This is a genomic window from Bradyrhizobium sp. WSM4873, assembly GCF_055811355.1.
The window spans coordinates 18,329-40,667 of the sequence record NZ_JBVVPS010000041.1; the positions used below are offsets into that span (position 1 = coordinate 18,329).

At 65.0% G+C, this 22,339-nt stretch carries 19 protein-coding genes; 12 read left to right on the top strand and 7 right to left on the bottom strand.

All coding sequences use genetic code 11. From position 1 onward, the window contains the following. Positions 1–16 precede the first annotated feature (16 nt). The 7 genes from acuI (at position 17) to AC0L21_RS33425 (ending at position 10,707) form a co-directional block, all read left to right on the top strand. The gene (gene acuI / locus AC0L21_RS33395) at positions 17–1,003 is read left to right on the top strand and encodes an acrylyl-CoA reductase (NADPH) (RefSeq protein WP_473265907.1); all 987 of its coding nucleotides are present in this window, start codon (positions 17–19) and stop codon (positions 1,001–1,003) included. Positions 1,004–1,115: 112 nt separating this feature from the next. Then, entirely contained in the window at positions 1,116–1,715 is a 600-nt protein-coding gene (locus tag AC0L21_RS33400; protein WP_473265908.1) for a hypothetical protein, read from the top strand. 164 nt (positions 1,716–1,879) lie between these two features. Then, positions 1,880–2,131 carry a DUF6894 family protein gene (locus tag AC0L21_RS33405; RefSeq protein WP_473265909.1) on the top strand — a complete coding sequence of 84 codons (252 nt, stop codon included), beginning with the start codon at positions 1,880–1,882 and terminating at the stop codon, positions 2,129–2,131. A 206-nt stretch (positions 2,132–2,337) separates the two neighbouring features. Further along, entirely contained in the window at positions 2,338–4,071 is a 1,734-nt protein-coding gene (locus AC0L21_RS33410) for a methyl-accepting chemotaxis protein (protein WP_473265910.1), read from the top strand. 329 nt (positions 4,072–4,400) lie between these two features. Continuing rightward, positions 4,401–6,557 carry a methyl-accepting chemotaxis protein gene (locus AC0L21_RS33415; RefSeq protein WP_473265911.1) on the top strand — a complete coding sequence of 719 codons (2,157 nt, stop codon included), beginning with the start codon at positions 4,401–4,403 and terminating at the stop codon, positions 6,555–6,557. 206 nt (positions 6,558–6,763) lie between these two features. After that, positions 6,764–8,734, top strand: coding sequence for a methyl-accepting chemotaxis protein (locus AC0L21_RS33420; RefSeq protein WP_473265912.1), 1,971 nt, complete (start codon positions 6,764–6,766; stop codon positions 8,732–8,734). Between the two features lie 284 nt (positions 8,735–9,018). Beyond that, positions 9,019–10,707 (top strand): methyl-accepting chemotaxis protein, encoded by a 1,689-nt coding sequence (locus tag AC0L21_RS33425; protein ID WP_473265913.1) that lies wholly within the window; start codon positions 9,019–9,021, stop codon positions 10,705–10,707. Positions 10,708–10,710: 3 nt separating this feature from the next. Here the strand turns inward: AC0L21_RS33425 and AC0L21_RS33430 are convergent, their stop codons facing one another. The 6 genes from AC0L21_RS33430 to ygfZ all read right to left on the bottom strand — a co-directional run bounded on the left by AC0L21_RS33430 (position 10,711) and on the right by ygfZ (position 17,429). Next, on the bottom strand, positions 10,711–13,419 hold the full coding sequence (locus AC0L21_RS33430) for a DUF2339 domain-containing protein (protein ID WP_473265914.1): 2,709 nt from the start codon (positions 13,417–13,419) through the stop codon (positions 10,711–10,713). 49 nt (positions 13,420–13,468) lie between these two features. After that, entirely contained in the window at positions 13,469–14,437 is a 969-nt protein-coding gene (locus tag AC0L21_RS33435; RefSeq protein ID WP_473265915.1) for an NUDIX hydrolase, read from the bottom strand. A 220-nt stretch (positions 14,438–14,657) separates the two neighbouring features. Further along, positions 14,658–15,164: a tyrosine phosphatase family protein gene (locus AC0L21_RS33440; RefSeq protein WP_473265916.1), complete on the bottom strand. Its 507-nt coding sequence runs from the start codon at positions 15,162–15,164 to the stop codon at positions 14,658–14,660. A gap of 149 nt (positions 15,165–15,313) precedes the next feature. After that, positions 15,314–15,928 carry a YfbR-like 5'-deoxynucleotidase gene (locus AC0L21_RS33445; protein ID WP_473265917.1) on the bottom strand — a complete coding sequence of 205 codons (615 nt, stop codon included), beginning with the start codon at positions 15,926–15,928 and terminating at the stop codon, positions 15,314–15,316. Next, the gene (locus AC0L21_RS33450) at positions 15,925–16,551 is read right to left on the bottom strand and encodes a DNA-3-methyladenine glycosylase I (protein WP_473265918.1); all 627 of its coding nucleotides are present in this window, start codon (positions 16,549–16,551) and stop codon (positions 15,925–15,927) included. Before AC0L21_RS33450 ends, AC0L21_RS33445 begins: the two co-directional genes overlap by 4 nt. Next, positions 16,548–17,429, bottom strand: a complete 882-nt coding sequence (gene ygfZ / locus AC0L21_RS33455) for a CAF17-like 4Fe-4S cluster assembly/insertion protein YgfZ (RefSeq protein ID WP_473265919.1) — start codon at positions 17,427–17,429, stop codon at positions 16,548–16,550. Before ygfZ ends, AC0L21_RS33450 begins: the two co-directional genes overlap by 4 nt. A 101-nt stretch (positions 17,430–17,530) precedes the next feature. Between ygfZ and AC0L21_RS33460 the strand changes: the two genes are divergently transcribed. The 5 genes from AC0L21_RS33460 to AC0L21_RS33480 all read left to right on the top strand — a co-directional run bounded on the left by AC0L21_RS33460 (position 17,531) and on the right by AC0L21_RS33480 (position 21,675). Then, complete coding sequence (locus AC0L21_RS33460) at positions 17,531–18,865, top strand: dihydroorotase (protein WP_473265920.1); 1,335 nt, start codon at positions 17,531–17,533, stop codon at positions 18,863–18,865. Between the two features lie 179 nt (positions 18,866–19,044). Continuing rightward, positions 19,045–19,914 carry a sulfurtransferase gene (locus AC0L21_RS33465; protein WP_473265921.1) on the top strand — a complete coding sequence of 290 codons (870 nt, stop codon included), beginning with the start codon at positions 19,045–19,047 and terminating at the stop codon, positions 19,912–19,914. Positions 19,915–20,017: 103 nt separating this feature from the next. Beyond that, on the top strand, positions 20,018–20,722 hold the full coding sequence (locus AC0L21_RS33470) for an RNA polymerase sigma factor (protein WP_247291139.1): 705 nt from the start codon (positions 20,018–20,020) through the stop codon (positions 20,720–20,722). A 91-nt stretch (positions 20,723–20,813) separates the two neighbouring features. Then, the gene (locus AC0L21_RS33475) at positions 20,814–21,347 is read left to right on the top strand and encodes a DUF4142 domain-containing protein (RefSeq protein ID WP_473265922.1); all 534 of its coding nucleotides are present in this window, start codon (positions 20,814–20,816) and stop codon (positions 21,345–21,347) included. 10 nt (positions 21,348–21,357) lie between these two features. After that, positions 21,358–21,675, top strand: coding sequence for a cupredoxin domain-containing protein (locus AC0L21_RS33480; protein ID WP_473265923.1), 318 nt, complete (start codon positions 21,358–21,360; stop codon positions 21,673–21,675). A 90-nt stretch (positions 21,676–21,765) separates the two neighbouring features. On the opposite strand, the gene AC0L21_RS33485 is transcribed toward AC0L21_RS33480, so the two are convergent. Next, complete coding sequence (locus AC0L21_RS33485) at positions 21,766–22,032, bottom strand: hypothetical protein (RefSeq protein ID WP_275171645.1); 267 nt, start codon at positions 22,030–22,032, stop codon at positions 21,766–21,768. Positions 22,033–22,339 lie beyond the last annotated feature (307 nt).

Genomic DNA, 22,339 nt, shown 5'->3' on the forward strand with positions numbered 1-22,339 from the left:
GTCAGGGAGTTTTGCTGTGGCGACGTTCAAGGCGATCCGGATCGACAAGGCGGACAAGGGCACCACCGCGCAGTTCACGCAGTTCGACGAAGCTGAGCTGATGGAGGGCGACGTCACCGTCCGCGTGGAATGGTCGACGTTGAACTACAAGGACGGCCTTGCGCTCACCGGCAAGGCGCCGGTGGTGCGCCGCTTCCCGATGATTGCCGGCATCGATTTCGCCGGCACCGTCGAGCAGTCTTCCCATCCGCAATGGACGGCGGGCGACAAGGTCGTCTGCACCGGCTGGGGCATGGGGGAGACCCATCTCGGGGCCTATGCCGAGAAGGCGCGGGTGAAAGGCGACTGGCTGGTCGCTCTTCCGCAGGGCCTGTCGGCGCGCGATGCCATGGCGATCGGCACCGCCGGCTTCACCGCGATGCTGTCCGTGCTGGCGCTGGAGAAGCACGGAGTGTCGCCGAACAGCGGTCCGGTCGTGGTGACGGGCGCGGCGGGCGGCGTCGGCTCGGTTGCGACCGCCGTGCTCTCGAAGCTCGGCTATCACGTCATCGCGTCCACCGGCCGTGCGTCCGAAGCCGACTACCTGAAAGAGATCGGCGCCACCGAGGTGATCGACCGCAATGAATTGTCGGCGGCCGCCAAGCCCATCGCCAAGGAGCGCTGGGCGGGTGGCGTCGACAGCGTCGGCTCCACCACGCTCGCAAATCTGCTGTCGATGACGAAGTACGGCGGCGCGATCGCGGCCTGCGGCTTGGCCGGCGGCATGGACCTGCCGTCTTCCGTCGCACCCTTTATTTTGCGCGCGGTGTGCCTTCTCGGCATCGATTCCGTGATGTGCCCGATCGAGCCGCGGAAGGTCGCCTGGCAGCGCCTGGCCTCCGATCTGGATCGGACGAAACTAGCTGAAATTACTCACGAAATTTCGCTTTCCGACGTTCCGGAGTGGGGCGCGAAAATCCTGGCCGGCCAGGTCCGCGGTCGCACCGTGGTAAAAATTGTCTAATGGCGTTCAGACTTTACCAACCATGCTGCTTCAATGTCGCCATGGTTAGTATGGTAAGCAGCGGGTAAAGAGATAAGGCATAGCCCGCTGCGGGGTTGGTTCGGAGTTGAGCATGCTTGCGCGTATTGTGTTGGGGGCGGTCACGGCGGTAGCGACGTTTGCGCCGGCCATTGCTGGAAGCATGAACGCCGATGAGGCGCGCCGCTTCGTCGCCGGGAAGGTGTTTGCTTTCACCTGCTTTGACGGCACCCGGGGCGCGGGCCGCATCATGGACGATCTCGGCGCCGCCGGCGCCGTGCAGTTCTCGGGTGCAGGTCCGGTGAAACATCTACGCCTGCCCGGCAACACGCTTCAGATCCGCGGCCAGAACGTCTGCGCCTCGATCAAGGGCATTCCGTTCGAGCCCTGTTTCAACCTTGAAAAGACCGACGATCGCAGTTTCCGCGGCTCGGTGTCGGGGATGGGCTTCGCCTATTGCGACTTCCATCACCAGGGCGGCAACCAGATGCTGATGGCGCGTGCCGTCGCGCGGCCGCGCTCGCTGCGCACCTCGGAACACACGGGTTCGGTCGGCGCGGCCAACACCGAAGTCGCCGCGCGTGTCGAGACCCCGCGCGTCGAGAGTAGCCGGCTCGAGCCGGTGAAGCCGCAAGCCAAGTCGGAGCCCGCCAAGGACGACGCTCCGCTGGAGCTTCGTCGCTCCACCCAGTGAATTGGTGCGCGGGACAGTCCGCGCACTTTGTCGTTGAGAGCTGCCGTCAAGCACGAAGCCGCCGCGCCGTAGTCATACGGACGGTGGCTTTCATGCGTTGGTAGCTGTTCGCGCCCCAGTTTGCGTACGGCCGGGGGGGCGCGGCCCGATAAAAGGGTTCAACGATGTCGCTGTACTTCTTCCGTATCAGCACGGGCCGCTATTCCGGTGCTGCCGACCAGCCATATGAGTTCGAGGATCGCGCTGCGGCCTGGACCGAGATGACCGAAGTCTGCGCCAATCTGCTCGGCGGCATCTCGCGCAGCCTGAAGCCGAACGCCGAATGGCGCATGGAGCTGCTCGACGAGAACAAGGAGCCGGTGTTCCGGATCAGCCTGATCGGCGAGAGTCAGAAGGCCCTTGGTCGCACTGGCTAGAAGTCGGGCATCCTACCGCCGCGTGTGGTTAACCTGTTAAGCGCGCGGACCGTGCCGTTTTCAGGGGATTCCGGTGAGTCCGGTATTTGTCCGGGGGCGATCGTTAACCGGATCACCACACCTGAAGCTCAGTTTTTAGGCAAGGGCGATCAACGCCGAGGGCGGCCGACAATGACTTGGCCGCGTAATCCCCGGGAAACGCGCCCATGTCGAAACTCATCCAGAATCTGCAAATCGGTACCAAGCTCGCGCTCGCTTCGGCGTTCGGCGTTATTCTCGTCGGCGCGATGATCGCGAGCCAGGTCATCGGCAACAACACCGTGCGTCATTCCAACCAAGCAGCGATTGCGCAGCAGGAATTGGTCCGCGAGGCCACCGAAGCCAAGCTTGGGATACGCGGCATGCAGCTCGCTGTACGAGACATGCGTCTCGCCAACAATCAGGGCGACTTGCAAAAGGCGAGCGAGCTTCTGCTGGAGCGGTCGAAAGCGCTGAACGGCGTCGTCGATTCCATGCTCAGATTGACGCACTCCGCGGAAAATCGCGCGCGGATGGAGAAGCTCAAGTCTACGTCCGCCGATTACCTCAAGGGTGCGCAGCAGAACGCCTCCGTTCGCAGCGAGGCCATGGCCGTGGCGGCGACGGACCCCGCCCGCGCCGCCAAGATTTCCGAGGAAGGCGCGCGCCATGTACGTGAGGTGACGCTGCCGCTCGCTACGCAACTGGATAATTTGACCAGCGAGATTGCCGATTTCGCCAAGCATAAAAGCGAGGAAGAAATCGCTGCCGCGCAACAGGAGATGGCCACGAGCGAGCGTCTCGGCATGGTGGTCGGCGCGTGCGCCGTGCTCGTCCTCATCGGTTCGTGGCTGATGTCCTTCCTGACCATCGCGCGGCCGATCCGCGCGCTCACGGTTGCCATGGACAAGCTCGCTGGTGGTGACTTCTCTGTTGTCCTGCCGGGTCTCGGCCGCAAGGACGAGGTCGGCGGCGTCGCCGCGGCTGTCGAGAAATTCAAGATCGTGTCGGAGCAGAAGGCGCGCGAGGAAGCGGAAGCCAAGATGCGGCAGGACCAGATGGCGGCCGAGCAGCGCAAGGCCGATATGCGCAGGCTTGCCGACAGTTTCGAAGGCGCCGTCGGCGAGATCGTCGATACCGTCTCCTCGGCCGCGACGGAGCTCGAGGCTTCGGCCTCGACGCTGACCTCGACGGCGGAGCGGGCACAGGAACTGACGATAGTTGTGGCTGCGGCTTCCGAGGAGGCGTCGACCAACGTGCAGTCGGTTGCCTCCGCGACCGAAGAGCTGTCGTCCTCGATCACCGAGATCAGCCGCCAGGTGCAGGAATCGGCGCGGGTCGCGAGCGAGGCGGTGACCCAGGCCCGAACCACGACCGACCGTGTCGGCGAATTGTCCAAGGCGGCGGCTCGCATTGGTGACGTGGTCGAGCTGATCAACACCATTGCCGGCCAGACCAACCTGCTGGCGCTCAATGCCACCATCGAGGCGGCACGCGCCGGGGAGGCCGGTCGCGGCTTTGCCGTGGTGGCTTCCGAAGTGAAGGCGCTCGCGGAGCAGACCGCGAAGGCGACCGGCGAGATCGGCCAGCAGATTTCCGGCATTCAGGCCGCGACGCAGGACTCGGTCAGCGCGATCAGCGCCATCAGCAACACCATCGAAAAGCTATCCGAGATATCATCCACGATCGCGGCGGCCGTCGAAGAGCAGGGCGCGGCGACGCAGGAGATCTCGCGCAACGTGCAGCAGGCGGCGGAAGGTACCCATCAAGTGTCGTCCAACATCACCGACGTGCAGCGCGGCGCGGGCGAAACCGGTTCGGCATCGTCGCAGGTGCTGGCAGCGGCACAGTCGCTGTCGGGCGACAGCAACCGCCTCAAGCTCGAGGTCGGAAAATTCCTGGACACCGTGCGCGCCGCCTAAGAACCTCGTTCCAGACAGTTCGGGAGACGCCCTGCCTCCTTTGGCGGGGCGTTTTTGCATCCTGATCGTCGCCGCGAAGGTCTCGCGCATGCCTTGGCGAACGTCGGCTGCAAAAGCAAACAGCGGCGACCTCAAGCTGAAATTTACAACTTTCTCGCGAAATTATCTCTTCCCTTTCAACTATTTGGGCTGAAATCTCAGTATTACTCCGAACCCTACCGTTAACCAGAATGCGAAACCCCAGGGATTAGATTCTCCTGCAAGGACGATCAACGTCCATGCAGCCGGCAAGGACTTGGCTGCGTGTTTCCTGTGGGGGGAAACGTACCATGTTGAGCCCTGCTCATCATCAGCAGGCCCGAACTCAGGCCGCCAGCGCATGGAGTCGACTCGGACATGTTCGGATCGGCACGATCTTGCCGATCATCATCTCTGCCCTGGTCTTGCTGGGCTTGGCCTCGGCCGGATTCATCGCCTATGAGGCCATCCTCAAGCGGCGAGAGTCGGAGGCATTCCTGAAGGTCAACGCAGTTGCCCATCTGCTGCTGCGCAGCGCAGGGCATTGGGCAATTGAACGCGGGCTCACCAACGGCGTGCTGAAGTCTCCTGATGTCGTCAGCGCCGAGCGCCGTGCCGAAATCGCAAAGGCGCGCGCGACGGCCGACGAGGCCTTTCGCCAAGCCATCCTCGATATCAGCGCCATTCCCGAAATGACGGCGGGGCAAAGACAGATTGCGGACGCGGCGGCGAAATTCGAGGCGCTGCGTCTCTTGCGTGAGAAGGCCGACGCGGCAATGTCGCGCCCGCGCGTCCAACGTGAGCCTGACCTCGTAGATGGCTTCGTTCCAACAATTACGGAGGTGATCGACGTCGCGAGCAACCGCTTGCGGCTGACGCTCGAGACGCTCACCAGCCCGCCCGTGGCAAGGCTGGCGCAGCTCATCGGCTTGCGACATCTGACAGCTCAGATGGCCGAGAATGCCGGACGGGAGCGGGCCCTGCTGGCTGGGGTCGTCGGTGCGCGCGCGAAGCTCGGGATGGAGGGCTATGAGCGCCTTTCGGCGCTGCGGGCCAAGGTCGAACTCGCATGGGACACGGTATTGCCGGTGCGGCTGCGCTCCGACCTCGCCGTGCAGATCGGCGAGGCGATGACGGAGGTCGAAAAATCCTATTTTGGAGCCTACGGTGAAACGCGGGCGCTTGTGCTCGCCGGTGGCGAGGGCGGGGACTACAAGATCACCGGACCCGAGTACTTCACGCGGGCCACTGCCGGCATCAACGCGGTGCTGAAGCTCGGTGAAGCCATCGGCGCGGCCGCTGACCGCGAAGCCACGATGCAGGCAGAAGGCAGCACTCGTAGTTTCGCTTTCACGGTCGTGTTGCTCTGCGCCTCGGTGATGCTCGCTGGCCTCAGCTTCTGGATCACCTTTGGCCGGATCATCAAGCCGCTTTCAGCCATTTCCGCAGCGATGGGTGGGCTCGCCAATGGCGACTTCACGACGGTCGTGCCAGGCACCCGCCGAGGTGACGAAGTCGGCGAGATGGCCCGGACCGTTGAAGTCTTCAAGCAGAACGGCCTCGAAGTCGAACGCATGCGCGGCGATCACGCTGCGGCCGAGAAGCGGGCAGCCGAGCAGCGCAAGCTGGAGATGCGGAAGCTGGCCGACGGCTTCGAAGCCGCGATCGGGGAGATCGTCGATACCGTGTCCTCGGCAGCGACCGAGCTCGAAGCCTCGGCGTCGACGCTCACATCGACCGCGGAGCGTGGGCAGCAGCTCACGACCATGGTTGCCGCAGCCTCCGAGGAGGCGTCCACCAACGTGCAGGCGGTGGCGTCGGCGACCGAGGAGCTGTCGTCCTCTATCACCGAGATCAGCAGGCAGGTGCAGAAATCGGCCCGCGTGGCCAACGAAGCTGTCGGCCAAGCGCGTGTCACCACCGAGCGTGTCAGCGAATTGTCCAGGGCGGCGACGCGGATCGGCGACGTGGTCGAGCTGATCAACACCATCGCAGGTCAGACCAATCTCCTGGCGCTCAACGCGACCATCGAGGCCGCGCGCGCCGGCGAAGCCGGTCGCGGCTTTGCGGTCGTCGCCGCCGAGGTCAAGGCACTCGCCGAACAGACCGCGAAGGCCACCGGCGAAATCGGGCAGCAGATCGCCAGCATCCAGAGCGCCACCGAGCATTCGGTCGGCGCAATCAAGGACATCAGCGGCACTATCGAGAAGCTCTCGGAGATTTCCTCCACCATCGCGGCTGCCGTGGAAGAGCAGGGTGCGGCGACACAGGAAATCTCCCGCAACGTGCAGCAGGCGGCGGAAGGCACCCACCAGGTGTCGTCCAACATCACCGACGTGCAGCGCGGGGCGAACGAGACCGGCTCGGCATCGTCGCAGGTGCTGGCGGCGGCGCAGTCGCTGTCGGGCGACAGCAACCGCCTCAAGCTCGAGGTCGGCAACTTCCTCGATACCGTGCGCGCGGCATGACGCGGCCGCCGTCACCAACCATCGATCGACTGCAACCGCCGCGCGAAGACGCGCGGTGGTTCGCATGCGTTCCCAGTTGGATGCCGCGGCGCGATGAGCCGCACGGTTAACCTTCCGGAAAACCGATGCAGTCATGATCTCCGCAATATTCCGGGTGCCGAATCGCCCTCCTTGTATTGCGTATCGATTTTATTGGAGCACATCCCATGAGTGGCCCTTCCATTCGCCTCACCCATAAGGTCATGGCGATCGGACTGTTCGGATTGTTGGGTCTCGTCGCCTTCGGCGCGATCTATGAGATCGGCAGTTTCTCCCAGGACGCCTCCCGCGACGTTGCCAACCGGGCTCGTGCGATTGCGGATCTCGACAAGCAGCTCTCGATCGAGATGCTGGAGGCGCGCCGCAACGAGAAGAATTTTCAGCAGCGCCGCAACGAGAGCTACGCCAAGGCCCACGCGGAGTTGATCGGGCCGATCAACCGCGATTTCGAAGAGATAGAGCGTCTGATGGCGGCCGGCGGCATGACCGCGCTGTCCGACCGGATGAAGCAGGCCCAGGACGACTTCAAGCGATACGCCTCGGACTTCGGCAAATTGGTGGCCGCGGAGACCCGGCTCGGCCTGAACGAGACGCTGGGCCTGTCCGGCTCGCTCCGCGCCGCGGTGCACGACATCGAAGCCAAGCTCAAGGAGATCGACGATCCCAGGAGCACGAGCTGGATGCTGATGATGCGGCGGCACGAGAAGGACTTCATGCTGCGGCGCGACCAAAAATACACTGTCGAGATGAAGAAGGCCGCAGCCGAATTCTCCAAGGCGATCGAGGTCGTCGCAGTCCCGACGGCCGTGATGAATGACATCACGGCCAAGCTGCAGAAGTACCAGTCCGAGTTCGCGGCCTGGGTGGAGACCGCGCAGCAAACTGCGGCCCTCGACGCCAGTATGATGAAAACATTCCGTGGGTTGGAACCGGGCATGATCGAGGTGCGCAACACAGTCGAAGACCTCTACAGGAAGGCCGAAGCTGCAGAGGCCGCGACCCGCGATTCCGTGCGTCTGTGGATGGCCGTCGCCTTTGGCGTCACCGTCGTCGTCCTCGCCGCGGTTGGCTTCCTTCTGGGGCGCTCGATTTCGAAGGCGCTTGCCGGCATGGTCGGGGCGATGACGCGGCTTGCGCGCGGCGAGCTTTCGATTTCCGTTCCCGGCATCGGGCGCAGGGACGAGATCGGCGAGATGGCCGGTGCCGTCGAGGTGTTCAGGACAAATATGGCGGAAGCCGAGCGGCTGCGCACCGAGCAGATCGAAGCCGAGGCGCGCGGGCGCCAGCAGCGCAAGGCCGACATGCACCGGCTCGCCGATAATTTCGAAGGCGCCGTCGGCGAGATCATCGAAACTGTTTCGTCGGCGGCAACCGAGCTCGAGGCGTCCTCGAACACGCTGACGCAGACCGCAGAGCGCGGCAACGGGCTTGCCACCGTCGTGGCGGCGGCCTCCGAAGAGGCCTCCGCGAACGTGCAGTCGGTGTCTTCAGCCAGCGAGGAAATGACCTCCTCGATCTCCGAGATCAGCCGTCAGGTGCAGGAATCGGCGCGTGTCGCCGATGTCGCCGTCGAGCAGGCCCAGCGCACCAATGCGCGTGTCGCCGAGCTGACCAAGGCCGCTTCCCGCATTGGCGACGTGGTCGAGCTGATCAACACCATCGCCAGCCAGACCAATCTGCTGGCGCTCAACGCGACGATCGAAGCGGCGCGGGCGGGCGAAGCCGGCAAGGGTTTTGCCGTGGTCGCGACCGAAGTGAAGGCGCTCGCCGAGCAGACCGCGAAAGCGACCGGCGAGATCAGCCAGCACATCGGTGCGATCCAAAACGCAACGCAAGACTCAGCCGGTGCGATCAAGGAGATCGGCGACACCATCGCGCGAATGTCGGAGATCTCGTCGACCATCGCCGCCGCGGTCGAGGAGCAAGGCGCGGCCACGCAGGAGATCTCCCGCAACATCCAGCACGCCGCGAATGGCACCTCCGAAGTCTCGGCGAATATCGGCCACGTCCAGCGCGGCGCAGGCGAAACCGGGGCTGCCTCGGCGCAGGTGCATTCGGCAGCACAATCGCTCTCGCAGGAGAGCCACCGGCTGAAGAGCGAGGTCGCGCGCTTCTTGGAATCGGTACGGGCGGCGTGACAGCCGCCGCGTCGGTCGCATGTTGCGGTGCAAGCGGGCAGGGTGCGCGTGGCAGCATGAGGTGGCCGTGAGCTGCAACAGATGGTTGCATGAGAAATCACGACTGTCGGAAGTGTCCCGTAATTTTACGTAGGTCCCTGTTAACGCCTGCTTGCGACTATGTGTGCAATCTCACGGGATAAGAACCAGCCAGCATTGTTGAACTGACATCCGTCTCGCCACCGTCGTGGCGATCACGGCGCAAGTGATTTGCGCGTTGTCAGGTAACATCGGGATTTGTCGTGATGTCGAAATTGTCGATCGTCTTCAAGCTTCTGGCCGTGCTGTCGGTCCTCGTTCTTTCGCTCGCCGGTGTCGGCGTGACGGCGATCGGCACCATGCAGAACATCAATTCCCATACGGTCGAGATTGCGGAGAGCTGGCTGCCCAGCGTGCGCGCGCTCGGCTCGCTTCGCGCCGACATCAACGAGCTGCGCGTCGCGCTCCGTCTGCATCTGATGCAGGACACCATCGAGGGCAAGGACGCCGCCGAGAAGCGCTTGGCCTCGCTGCGCGCGCGCATCGACCAGACCCGCAAGGTCTACGAGCCGCTGATCACCTCCGCCGAGGAGCGCTCGCTCTACGGGCAATGGAGCGCGGCATGGGCCGAGTATCTGAACGGCGTGCAGGACGTGATGGCGCTGTCGCGCAAGGGCGTTGGGCGTTTCCCGGCCGACGCCAACGAGCTGTTGCAGACCAAGGTCGCGAAGATGGCCCAGGCCGCCGACCCGCTGCTTCAGAAGGGCATCGAGATGAACAATCGCGGCGCCGAGCTGGAGACCAAGCAGGCCGCCGACAGCTACGCCATGATCTTCCGCGTGCTGGTCGGCATCATCGTGCTCTCGGTCGTGATCGCGATCGGCGCCGCCTACTATCTCGTGCGCGACGTTTCTCGCGGCATTGCCTCGATCATCCGCCCGATGCAGTCGCTCGGCGAGGGCGACCTTTCGGCCGAGGTGCCGCATCGCGGCGAGAAGACCGAGATCGGCTCGATGGCGGATGCGCTGCAGATATTCAAAGAGGCGCTGATTGCCAAGAAGGCCGCCGACGAGGCCGCTGCGCGCGACGCCGAAGCCAAGATCGAACGCGGCCGCCGCGTCGACGCCATCACCCGCAAGTTCGAAGCCATGATCGGCGAGGTGGTCGGGACCGTCTCCTCGGCCTCGACCGAGCTCGAGGCCTCCGCCTCGACGCTGACCAACACCGCGCAGCGCGGACAGGAACTCGCGACCGTCGTCGCAGCCGCCTCCGAGGAAGCCTCGACCAACGTCCAGGCGGTGGCATCGGCTTCGGAGGAGCTGTCGTCCTCCATCACCGAGATCAGCCGCCGCGTGCAGGATTCAGCGCGGATGGCGGCGGAGGCCGTCGAGCAGGCGAGCCGGACCAACGACCGCGTCAACGCGCTGTCGCAGGCGGCGTCCCGCATCGGCGACGTCGTCGAGCTCATCAACACCATCGCAGGCCAGACCAATCTGCTGGCGCTGAACGCGACCATCGAGGCCGCGCGTGCCGGTGAAGCGGGCCGCGGCTTCGCGGTCGTCGCCTCCGAGGTCAAGGCGCTGGCGGAGCAGACCGCGAAAGCGACCGGTGAGATCGGGGCGCAGGTCTCGGGCATCCAGGCAGCGACGCAGGAATCGGTCAGTGCCATCCAGGAGATCGGCGGCACCATCGAGCGGCTGTCCGAGGTGGCTGCGGCCATCGCCGCCGCCGTCGAGGAGCAGGGCGCGGCCACGCAGGAAATCTCGCGTAACGTGCAGCAGGCCTCGGTCGGCACGCAGGAAGTCTCCTCGAACATCACCAACGTGCAGCGCGGCGCGATCGAGACCGGCGAGGCTTCCACCGAGGTGCTGTCGGCGGCGAAATCGCTGGCGACGGACAGCACCCGTCTCAAGGTCGAGGTCGCGCAATTCCTGGAATCGGTTCGCGCGGCCTGATCCTCACATGCTCGTCTGCGGAGCCGGCGGCGGTGCGACCTGCCGCCGGAACAGGATACGCTGGTAGAGCCAGCCGATCGCGACCAGCACGATGCCGAGGCACATGAACGACAGCGCGCGGTAGACGCCCGTCAGCGTCGACATGTCGATGACGAAGGCCTTCAGGATCGTCAACGCGATCACGACGGCCGACGCCAGCCGCGCCCGCTCGGAATTGACGAGAATGCCGACGCCGAGCAGCACCACGCCGAAGCCGAGCCAGCCGATCGAATAGGTATATTGCTCGGCGCCCGTCGTCGCCCCGGCGGAGAGGATCGGGCCGTGATAGAAGCGGCGGATCTCCAGCGTGACATAGGTCAGCGCGAACAGCAGTGCACCCCCCGCAATCGTGTTGGCGTAGGCCTTGCCGCGTTCGCCAGCCACGGCATAGGACAGCAGCAGCATCAGCACCGCCGGCAGCGCGTAGCCGAGCAGCAGCAGGTTGAACACGGCGCCGCCGACGTCGGTGCGCCACAGCAGCGGGTTCTCCAGGATCAGGAGGCCGAACACGCCGACGAGCCCGGCGATCACCGTGAGCACGACCGCGCCGACATTGTGCACGACGCTGCGGCTGCGCAGCCGCAGGCGCTCCAGCCCGATCGCCATGGCGAGCATGACGCAGACCTGCAGCGCGCATTCGAGCAGCGACGGTGCCGACGTCACGTCGCCGCCGGTCGCAAAGTGCCGGATCTCCATGAAGGCGAGCAGCGCGGTGAACAGGATCGCGGCGCTTTCGACCATGCGCAGCGGGGCGTCGTCGGCGCGGCGGCGCAGGAACAGGCTCGCCGTCCAGAACGATGCCGCCGGCAGGCCGTAGCCCCACAACAGCCAGTTGAAGATCGGCGTGGTTCCGACGGCGTCGCCGACGATGCGCGGATCATAGCCGATCCGAGCGGTGACGAGGCCTGCGAAGATCGCGGCCAGCCAGCGCAGGAACGGGATCGGCCGCTGCATCGAGATCCAGGCGGTGCCGAGCGACATCAGCGCCAGTGCGATCGTGAGCCAGCCCTTCTCCAGCGCAAATGTCAGCGCCAGCGCCAGCGCACCGAGCGTGCCGGTCGCGAACAAGGCCGTGGAGATCATGGCGCCCGGCCGGGTCTCGCGGCGCGCAAGCGCCTCGGTGGCAGCGCCGAAGGCGGCGGCGAGCAGCACCGCGAGGATGGCGAAAGGGATCGAGCGGTCGAGATGCGCGATGCGTGCGTAGAGCGCGACCAGGATCGCGATCGGCGTCGCGACACCCGCGACCGACCACACCACCGGAATGATCGCCGAGTTCGAACGGCCCTGCGCGAGGAAGCCCGCGATGCCGAAGCCGGCGGCGAAGATCGCCGCCATCACCAGATGCAGCGTCACCGCGCTATCGATCGCCGTCGGTGCGATGCCCGCCATGGGACCGCCCGGCAGCACCAGCATGTCGGGATTGGCGCGCACCGCCCATTCGGCGAACACGACGAAGACGGTTGCGGCGGCTGCGCCGAGCGCGCCGGTGGCCGCCGGCGTGCGCCAGGCGACAAGCAGCGTCGCGCCGACGAGCAGCGTGAAGGCGATCAGCGCCAGGTCCGCGTGCGCGCTCGACAGCACGATCAGCATCGCGCCGAACAGATAGGCACCGAGCGAGCCCGACGAGACCGGCTCGATCTCACCGTCTTCGATCGTCGGGCCGAACATGAAGCCGCAGACGACGAGAAGAGCGGCAAGAACGAAGCCTGCGATCACATGGAAAGCGTGCGGCGCGACCTGCAAGTCGCTGGTATCGAGACCCGGAAAGATCCAGAGCAGGGCGAAGGCGATCGTGGTGACCGCAAGCCAGCGCCACAACCGGATACGGGCGAGGCTGAAGCTCGCGGCGGTGACGATGGCGAGATAGATGTAGAGCGCCCAATAGTCCGGCTTGCCGCTGGAGACGAGGAGCGGCGTCACGAACGCGCCGACCACGCCGAGGCCCGCGAGCGCGGGCCCGTGCAAGAGCGCCGCAGCCAGCGTGCCGAGCGCGACGAGGCCGAGCAGCACGAAGGCGGTCGCGGGCATGAGGAAGCCATAGAGCGCGTATGCCGCGTAGATGGTCGCAAACGCCACCGCCGTGCCGGCCGCGGTGAGGATCGCGGGAATGTTGGCGATCGGCAGCGCGGCGATGGTGGAGATGCTCTCCTTGCGCCGCGACCATTCGCCGGCGCCAAGCAGCGCAAGCGCGAATACGCCGCCAAGGAACACGCGCACGCCGGGGCCGACGAGGCCGGCCTCGATCGAATAGCGCACCATGAAGAAGCCGCCGAGCGCGAGCGCCAAGCCGCCGATCCAGACCACCCAACGCGTGCCGAGCCGTTCCTCGAAGCCGGGCGCGGGGGCGGGCAGCGGGGGCGGCGCGTTGGCCTCGGTGCTCGCTTCGAGCGGAAGCGGTGAAGCATCCTCGGTGACGATCGGGGGCGGCGCGTCGGCTGCCGCTTCGGCTTGGGGCACAAGCGGCGGCGGCGCTGCGGAAGTCGTCGCGGACGCTTCAGCCCACACATCTGCCGGGATCCGCGGCGGCTGCACGGGCCGTTGCGCGTGGAATGTCGCTTCGAGCGAGCTCAGCCGTCGTCGCAGCTCAGCCGTCTGGCTGGAGGCCTTGATCGCGATGATGAAAGCGATGACCGCAATGATCAGCGCGAAGACGTCGAACGGGCCGTCAGACATAAAGCCTCCAGGCAATCGGCGGGCAGGGGCCGATCGCGCATATCTCGGGTTAGCGCCGGGAGCGTACGCGCAAGCCCGGCGCGGGCCGCTCCTGGAGCACGTCGCGACGGAAGCGGTAGAGCGCCGCCGGACGTCCGCCCGTCTGTGTCGACATCACCCCGGTCGGTTCGACCAGGGCTTCCATTTCGACCAGGCGGCGGAAATTTTGTTTGTGCAGGTGTCGGCCGGAGATCGCCTCCACCGTATACTGCAATTCGGTAAGTGTGAACTCGGCGGGCAAAAGTTCAAAGACCACAGGACGATACTTCAGTTTGGCACGCAGTCGCGCGATCGCTGTCGCAAGAATCCGGCGGTGGTCGAAGCGCATGGATGTGCCGAGCGCGGACAGGGCCTTGCGCGCTAATGCCGCAGGGCGGCCGTCGCGCCGCGCTTCCTCGACCAGCCCGGCCTCGTACAGGAGCTCGTAGCGGTCGAGCACGCGCTCCTCGTCCCATGATGCGCCGTCGAGACCGAAATAGAACCGCACCCGATCCCTCCGCGGCAATGCGCGCGTCGTCTCCGGCGTCTCCCCTTCGGCCCACTCGGTCAATGCCGGGATGATATTGTCCGCGATGATCGCGGGCGGGCCCTCGCGCCAGTCCTCCCAAGGCAGGAAGCGATACCACGGCGCGAAGCTCGCACTCGTGGCTGCCAGTTCGCCGCCGATGGCGCGCGTCAGTGCGAGATAGCCGATCGACACCATGTGCGCGCCGGTGTCGCCGGCCTCGGCATGCCGGCCGCGATCGCCGAACGTGTAGAGCTGTTCGACATAGCCGAGCCGCAGGCCCGTCTGTTCCTCGACCCAGGCCCGCAGGCCGATCTCGAAAGTGCGATGGCTCGGCGCATCGAACGGGCCGAACGGCAGGCCCGCCAGTTCGTCACTGTCGCCCGCGGTGAGGATCAGCGGCTCATGATTCTCGATCGCGACGATCGCGGCAGTCAGGCCGATCTCGATCGGCGTCAGCAGCTTTTCGCTCATGCGGATGAGATCGCGTGAGTGATCAGATACGTATTCCAGTTGATTGAGCCGGTCTCGCCGCGGGCTCGCTGTAACCTCTCCCGCTTGCGGGAGAGGTCGGCGCGCAGCGCCGGGTGAGGGCTTTCTCCTCTAGGGGACTGTCCCGATGCGGAGATACCCTCTCCCCACCCCTCTCCCGCAGGCGGGAGAGGGAGCGCACCTGTGCTGTGGTGCGCAACTGTCATTCGAGCTCGATCACGAAGGGGCGGCCCTCGACCATCATCGCGCCCGGGCCCATCTCGTCGAGCGCGCGCAGCATGCGGCCGTTGCGCCCCAGGGCACGGTCGGCAAGGCCGACGATGCGGCGGTTCGGCGAGGCGATCGGGGAAGCCGCGCGGATCTTCTTCGCGATCTCGGTTTCGTCGCGATCCGGATTGAGTGCACACACGGCGGCGAAGGCGCTCGCGGTGGAGCGGCTGATGCCGGCATAGCAATGCACCACCAGCGGCGCGTCGCGGTCCCAGCTGCGCACGAAGTTCAGCACCTGCTCGATATGCGCTTCCGATGGCGCGACGAAGCCGTCCATCTCCTCGGTGATGTCGTCCATCGACACCTTGAGATGGTTGGCCGGCAGTACCGACACCGGCCGCGCCACCTGCTCGACATTGGCCATCACGGTCAGCACGTGGCTGGCCTTGGTAAGGCGGACGGTTTCGGGAAGTGCGGCGAGGGAGCAGACGTGGATCATGGCGGACCTTTTTCCGCAGATTATAGCGAGCGTTGGCGGGGTGGGCAAAGCGAAGCGTACCCACCACTTTCGTCTGATTGCGCAAAATCAGTGGGGGCGGCGCAAGGGCCCAATTGCCCGCCCTGCAGGACTTTAACCCACGACAACGATCACGCAAACACGACGCCAAACCGCTCCAGAAACTGTTTCTCGGCCCGGGCAGCAGTCCAGGGGGTGAGATAGTCGCGCCGGACGCTGTCGGACAGGCCGGGGTCCTTGCCGAACAGGCGCTTGGCCTCGCTCTCGCTGAAGCCGGCGAGCGTCGTCGCCTCCAGATAGGCCGCGCCGCGATCGGCGGTCTTGATCGCCAGCGTGATCTCGTCCGGCAGTATCGGCGGCAGGCCAAAGCGGATGTGGATGGCGCCGAGCAGGCGCTTCTCGACCGCCTTGTAATGGCCGTCGAGCACGGCCTTGAACGGCGAGATCATGTCGCCGATCACATATTCGGGCGCGTCATGCAGCAGCGCGGCAAGCCGCATGCGCAGATCCACGCGCGGGTTCTCGTGCCGCATCACGGTTTCGACCAGCAGCGTGTGCTGCGCGACCGAGAAGATGTGCGCGCCAATGGTCTGGCCGTTCCAGCGGGCGACACGCGCCAGCCCGTGCGCGACGTCGGCGATCTCGATATCGAGCGGGGAGGGATCGAGCAAATCGAGCCGCCGGCCCGACAGCATTCGCTGCCAGGCACGAGACGCCACATCGGGTGACGACTTCCTGGCCGTCATTTGGACTTGAGGCGTGGCTTGCGCTGCGTCTTGCCGCAGTTCGCGTGACAATGGCAGTCGACCAGATGATCGTTGACCATGCCGGTCGCCTCCATGAAGGCATAGACGATGGTCGGGCCGACGAACTTGAAGCCGCGCGAAGACAGCTCTTTGGAGATCTGCATGGAGAGCGGCGTCGAGGCCGGTACGCTCGCGGTGGTCTTGAAATGATTGACCTTGGGCCTTCCGTCCATGAAGTCCCACAGGAATTTTGAGAAGCCGGGGCCCTTCTCCATGATGTCGAGATAGGATTTCGCGCTTGATATCGCGCCGTCGATCTTGGCCTTGTTGCGCACGATGCCGGCATCGTTCATCAGCGCGTGAACTTTCTTCTCGTTGTAGCGTGCGATCTTTTCCGGCTGGAAATCGTCGAAGGCTTTGCGAAAATTGTCGCGCTTGCGCAGGATCGTGATCCAGGACAGGCCGGCCTGGAAACCGTCGAGGATCAGCTTCTCATAGAGCGCGCGGTCGTCATATTCCGGCACGCCCCACTCGGTGTCGTGATAGGCGACGTAGAGCGGATCTTCGCCGGGCCAGGGGCAACGCGTCTTTCCGTCGGGATGCAGGCGAGGGGCACGGCTCATGCGATGGGTTGCTTGGTTGGAATGCGCACGACGTCTGGTTCCGCAAGCCTCACAGCGAGGCCACCGGCAGTCAGCGCCTGTCCTGCATCGAGCGCATCGGCAACGCGGTCGATGCGCACCAGCGCGATACCCTTGCCCTGCGCCGACGAGCCCATCGTGCCGACCGGCTTGTCGCCGGCCATGACGCTGACGCCGGGCTCAGGCGAGGAGTCCTCGAGCAGCACTTTGACGCTACGGGTGCGCGCGGTGCCGCGATGCTGCATGCGCGAGACGACCTCCTGGCCGACATAGCAGCCCTTGTCGAAATCGACGCCGGAAAGGCGGTCCATGTTGGTCTCGTGCGGGAACGCATCGCTGTAGGTGAAATCGAGCCCGCCGCGCGGCACGCCGAGCGCGATGCGGTGGGCCTCGTAAGCGGCGGCGTCGCCGAGCTCGGCGCCGATCAGATCCGACAGCTTCTGTTTGAGGTCTTCAGGGATCAGGATGCGATAGCCGAGGTCTTCATTGCGTGGATCGGCGAAGGCGAGATCGGGCTGAGCCGCGGGCTTGCCGTCCCAGGCCGCGAGCACGCCGATATCCTCGGACAGGTTTTCCACCGTGACCTTGGCGCGCAGCTTGTAGAATTTCAGCTTGGTGGCGAGGCCGTCGGCAAGCGGCTTCGGGCAATCGATCAGGAACCCGCCGCCATGGCCGGCAGGCGCTTCCGTGATCAGGAAATCCACGATGATCTTGCCCTGCGGCGTCAGCAGCGCGCCGAATCGGCCGAGGCCCGGCTTCAGCTTGTCGACATCGGTCGTGACGAGGCCATTGAGGAAGTTGCGCGCATCCTCGCCTGCGACCTTGATCACGCCCCGGTCCGGAAGAAACGCTGATTTCATACGAAAATCTCTTGCGACATGTTGCTCCGGAACGTAAGCCCGCAAGGCAAAAACGACAAGACCTCAAGCCCTGCGCTTGGGGACGAGAGAGGCCTTCAGCCATGACCCAGCGTTTCGACCTGATCCTCAAGGGCGGCACTGTCGTCAACCAGGACGGCGAGGGAGCCCGCGATATCGGCGTCGTCAACGGCCGCATTGCCGAGATCAGTACCCTGTCGCAGGCTTCCGCCGCCGAGGTGATCGACTGCAAGGGCCTGCACATCCTGCCCGGCGTGATGGACACGCAGGTGCATTTCCGTGAGCCCGGGCTGGAGCAGAAGGAAGACCTCGAGACCGGCTCGCGCAGCGCCGTGATGGGCGGCGTCACCGCCGTCTTCGAGATGCCGAACACCGCGCCATTGACCGTGACGGAGGCCACCTTCACCGACAAGGTGAAGCGCGCTCATCACCGCATGCATTGCGACTTCGCCTTCTTCATCGGCGGTACCCGCGAGAACGTGCAGGATCTGCCGGTGCTGGAGCGTGCGCCGGGTTGCGCAGGCGTCAAGGTCTTCATCGGCTCCTCGACCGGCGCGCTGCTGGTGGAGGACGACGAGAGCCTGCGCCGCATCTTCCAGGTGATCCGCCGCCGCGCCGCGTTTCACGCCGAAGACGAATACCGCCTCAATGAGCGCAAGCCGCTGCGCATCGAGGGCGACACGCGCTCGCACCCGGTGTGGCGCGACGAGACCGCGGCGCTGATGGCGACGCAGCGGCTGGTGAAGCTCGCGCACGAGACCGGCAAGCGCATCCATGTGCTGCACATCTCGACCAAGGAAGAGATCGAATTTTTGCGCGACCACAAGGACGTCGCGTCGTGCGAGGCAACGCCGCATCATCTCACGCTGGTCGCGCCCGAATGCTACGAGCGGCTCGGCACGCTGGCGCAGATGAACCCGCCGGTGCGCGGCGCGGATCACCGCGCCGGGATCTGGCGCGGCATCGAGCAGGGCATTATCGATGTGCTCGGCTCGGACCACGCCCCGCATACGCTTGAAGAGAAACAGAAGACCTATCCGGCCTCGCCCTCCGGCATGACCGGCGTGCAGACGCTGGTGCCGCTCATGCTCGATCACGTCAATGCGGGTCGGTTGTCGCTGGCGCGTTTCGTCGACCTCACCAGCGCCGGCCCAGCGCGCCTCTACAACATGGCCCGCAAGGGCCGCATTGCCGCCGGCTATGACGCGGATTTCACCGTCGTCGACCTCAAGCGCAGCGAGACCATCACCAACAAATGGGTCGCGTCCAAGGCCGGCTGGACTCCCTACGACGGGTTGCGCGTCACCGGCTGGCCCGTCGGCACCTTCATCCGCGGTCGCCGCGTGATGTGGCAGGGCGAGCTCGTAACGGCCGCGCAGGGCGAACCGGTGCGGTTTCTGGAGACGCTGAAGGCGTAGGGGGTTATCGTTAGGCGGCACAAAAGTGCCGCATCCTCGGTGTCGTCCTGGCGAAAGCCAGGACCCATTACCCCGACTGCATTTTGCTGCGAAGATGGGTGGCTACACGTGTGTGCCACAACTTGATCCTGTGGTAATGGGTCCTGGCTTTCGCCAGGACGACCCTGAGGGAGGAGTGAATGTCCCAACCGACCCCCCTCATCACCACCGAGCAACTCGCCGCCATTCTCGGCGATCCCAACCTGCGCCTCTACGACTGCACGACCTACAACGAGCCGGTGCCGCCAGGCAGCGACGTGCCCTATCGCGCCGTGCCCGGCGACAAGACGTTCGAGGCGGGCCACATCCCGGGCGCCGATTTTCTCGACCTGCAAGGCGAGTTCTCCGACGCCTCCGCGCAGCAATACTTCATGATGCCAGATGTGGCCCAGCTGGAGGCCGCCTTCGGCCGCCATGGCCTCGATGCATCCAAGTCCGTCGTGCTCTACAGCATCGGCACGATGATGTGGTCGACGCGGTTCTGGTGGATGCTGCGTTCGCTCGGCGTCGACGCGCGGGTGCTCGACGGTGGCCTCGACAAATGGAAGGAAGAGGGTCGGCCGGTCGTATCAGGAGGACCGAAGGGTTATCCCGCCACGACCTTCAAGGCGGCGCCGCGCGCAGACTTCTTCGTCGACAAGAATGCGGTGCAGGCGCGACTCGGCGATCCCGCGACTGTTATCGTCAACGCGCTCGGTCCACAATTTCATCGCGGCCTCGAGCCGAGCCGCTACGGGCGGCCCGGCCGCGTTCCCGGCAGCGTCAACGTATCAGCGGCAACGCTTGTCAATGCCGATAAGACCCTGACCTCGCTCGCCGACGCCGAAGCCAAATTCGTTGCGGCAGGCGTCACCCGCGACAAGAATGTGATCTGCTATTGTGGCGGCGGCATCTCGGCGACGATCGACCTGCTGCTGCTGACGCAACTCGGCTACGACAAGCTGACGCTGTACGATGCCTCGATGGGCGAGTGGGCGAGAAATCCGGCGCTCCCGATCGAGACGGATTAGGACATTCCCTGGTCCCTCCCCAGGGGAGGCCAGAAAGTTGGGAACCTTTCCCTTGGGGCGGCATCCAATGTCAGGACGAAGCCAAAACGAGCAGGTGACCGCCATGCCACGGACCGCAGCCGGCCTATCCGCCGGCGCCAAAACATCGGAAATCCGGACCCTGGAAGCCGAACTGGTCGAGCGGGCGCGGGGCCGTGACGAGGCCGCGTTACGCGAGATCATGCAGGCCAACAACCGCAGGCTCTATCGTCTGGCGCGCGGAATTCTGCGCAGCGACAGCGAAGCCGAGGATGTCGTTCAGGAAACCTATGTCCGCGCCTTCACCCATCTCGACGGCTTCCGCGGCGAGTCCGGGCTGTCGACCTGGCTGTCGCGCATCGCCATCAACGAGGCGCTTGGCCGGGCGCGAAGCGCCAGGCCGCATGTCGAGCTCGGCTCGGTGCCCGAAGCGATGCTCGAGGCGCAGATCATCAAATTTCCCGTTTCTTCCGCAGGCGATCCGGAAAGGACCATGGCCCAACGTGAAATCCAGCGCGTCGTCGAGCGCGCCATCGATGAACTACCGGATGTCTTCCGCATGGTCTTCGTCGCACGTGTCATGGAAGGCATGAACATCGAGGAGACCGCCGAGCTGCTCGGCGTCAAGCCCGAGACCGTGAAGACGCGGCTGCACCGTGCGCGGACCATGCTGCGCGAGAACGTCGAGAAGGAGATCGGTCCGGTGGTGATGGATGCGTTCCCGTTCGCCGGGTGGCGCTGCGAGCGGCTGACCGTGTCAGTGCTGAAGCGGCTCGGCATCGGCGGCTGAAGTTTTTCGGGAACGTTCGCGCCATAGTCCCATCCAACGCCTGTGAAGCAACGCGCCGGCAAAGCGTCCGGCACCACAGGAGTGTCAAACCATGTTCGTTCGTTGGAGCGCGGCGATCGCCGCTGCAGTCTTGTTGTCGAGCCCCGCGCTGCTGCAAGGCGCCAGAGCAGCCGACAAGCTGACCGATCCGCAGATCGCCCATATCGCCTACACCGCGGGCGTGATCGACATCAACGCTGCCAAGCAGGCGCAGAAGAAGGCCAAGAACAAGGACGTCAAGGCGTTTGCCGAGGACATGCTGCGCGACCATGAGGCCGTCAACAAGCAGGCGCTCGCGCTGGTCAAGAAGCTGAACGTCACGCCTGAAGACAACGAGACCAGCAAGGCGCTGTCGAAGCAGGCGAGCGAGAAGCTCGCCGAACTGGACAAGCTGAGCGGTGCGGCCTTCGACAAGGCCTATGTCGCAAACGAGGTCGCCTACCACAAAACCGTCAATGGCGCGCTGGAAACCCAGCTCATTCCGTCCGCCAGCAATGCCGAACTGAAGAGCCTGCTGCAGACCGGCCTGAAAATCTTCCAGGGCCATCAGCAGCACGCCGAGCACGTCGCGGCGGAGCTGAAATAGGGAGGCGATGATGCCGGGACGATTGTCTGCGATCGTGTCAGCGGTCCTGCTCGTGGCGTTGGCCGTCCCGGCGCACGCTGCGACCATAGAGATCACGATGGAGAATCTCGAAGTGTCGCCGAAAGACGCTTCGGCCAAGGTCGGCGACACCATTGAATGGATCAACAAGGACGTGTTCGCCCACACCGCGACGGCCAGGAACGGCGATTTCGACGTCAACCTGCCCGCGAAGAAATCAGGGACGTTGGTTCTCAAGAAGGCGGGCACGATCGATTATTACTGCCGCTATCATCCCAACATGAAAGCGACACTCAAGATCGAGCCGTAACGGGCTCGGGAGCGTATTCCGTTTGCAGCGGAAGCTGGCCCCGCCCGCGTGGCGGGGGCGTTTTCGAAGGCTTACTGCCTGGAGAAAGACTTACTGTCTGGAAATGTCGATCGAGAATTCGCCGTTGCGGATGCGGCCGGGAAAGCCTTCGACGAACTTCGCCACCGCGTCCTCGCCATAGGTGCCGACGAGCTCGGCAAGGGCCGCGAACAGGCTCGCCTGCGCCAGGCAGTCGCCGTCGACGCCATCATGGCGCGCTTCGGCCCAGGCCTCGTTGAGATAGCTCAGTGCGGCCTGTTTCTGCTCGTGATCGGGCAGCGGCGCGCGTGCGGGGGCGTAGGACACTGGATGGCTCATGAAACTCGATCAGGGCTGGGGCGCGATCCACGGCGATGCGCTGTGCGAGAGGTGTAGCACGCGGGTTAACGCCCGCTAGGCCACATCTTTAGGAACGGTTAACGGCTATGTACAAACTCGCTGACAGGGTTCCCGCCGCTGTCATTCCGGGGCGCAGCGCGAGCCCGGAATCCATCTGGTCGCAGAGACGGTTGAAGAATGGATTCCGGGCTCGGGGGGGGGGGGGGCCCCCCCGCGAAAAAAAGAAAAGAAAAATGAAGGAATGGCCGCCGGGCTGAGGGCCCACAATGACGACCGACAACAAAGG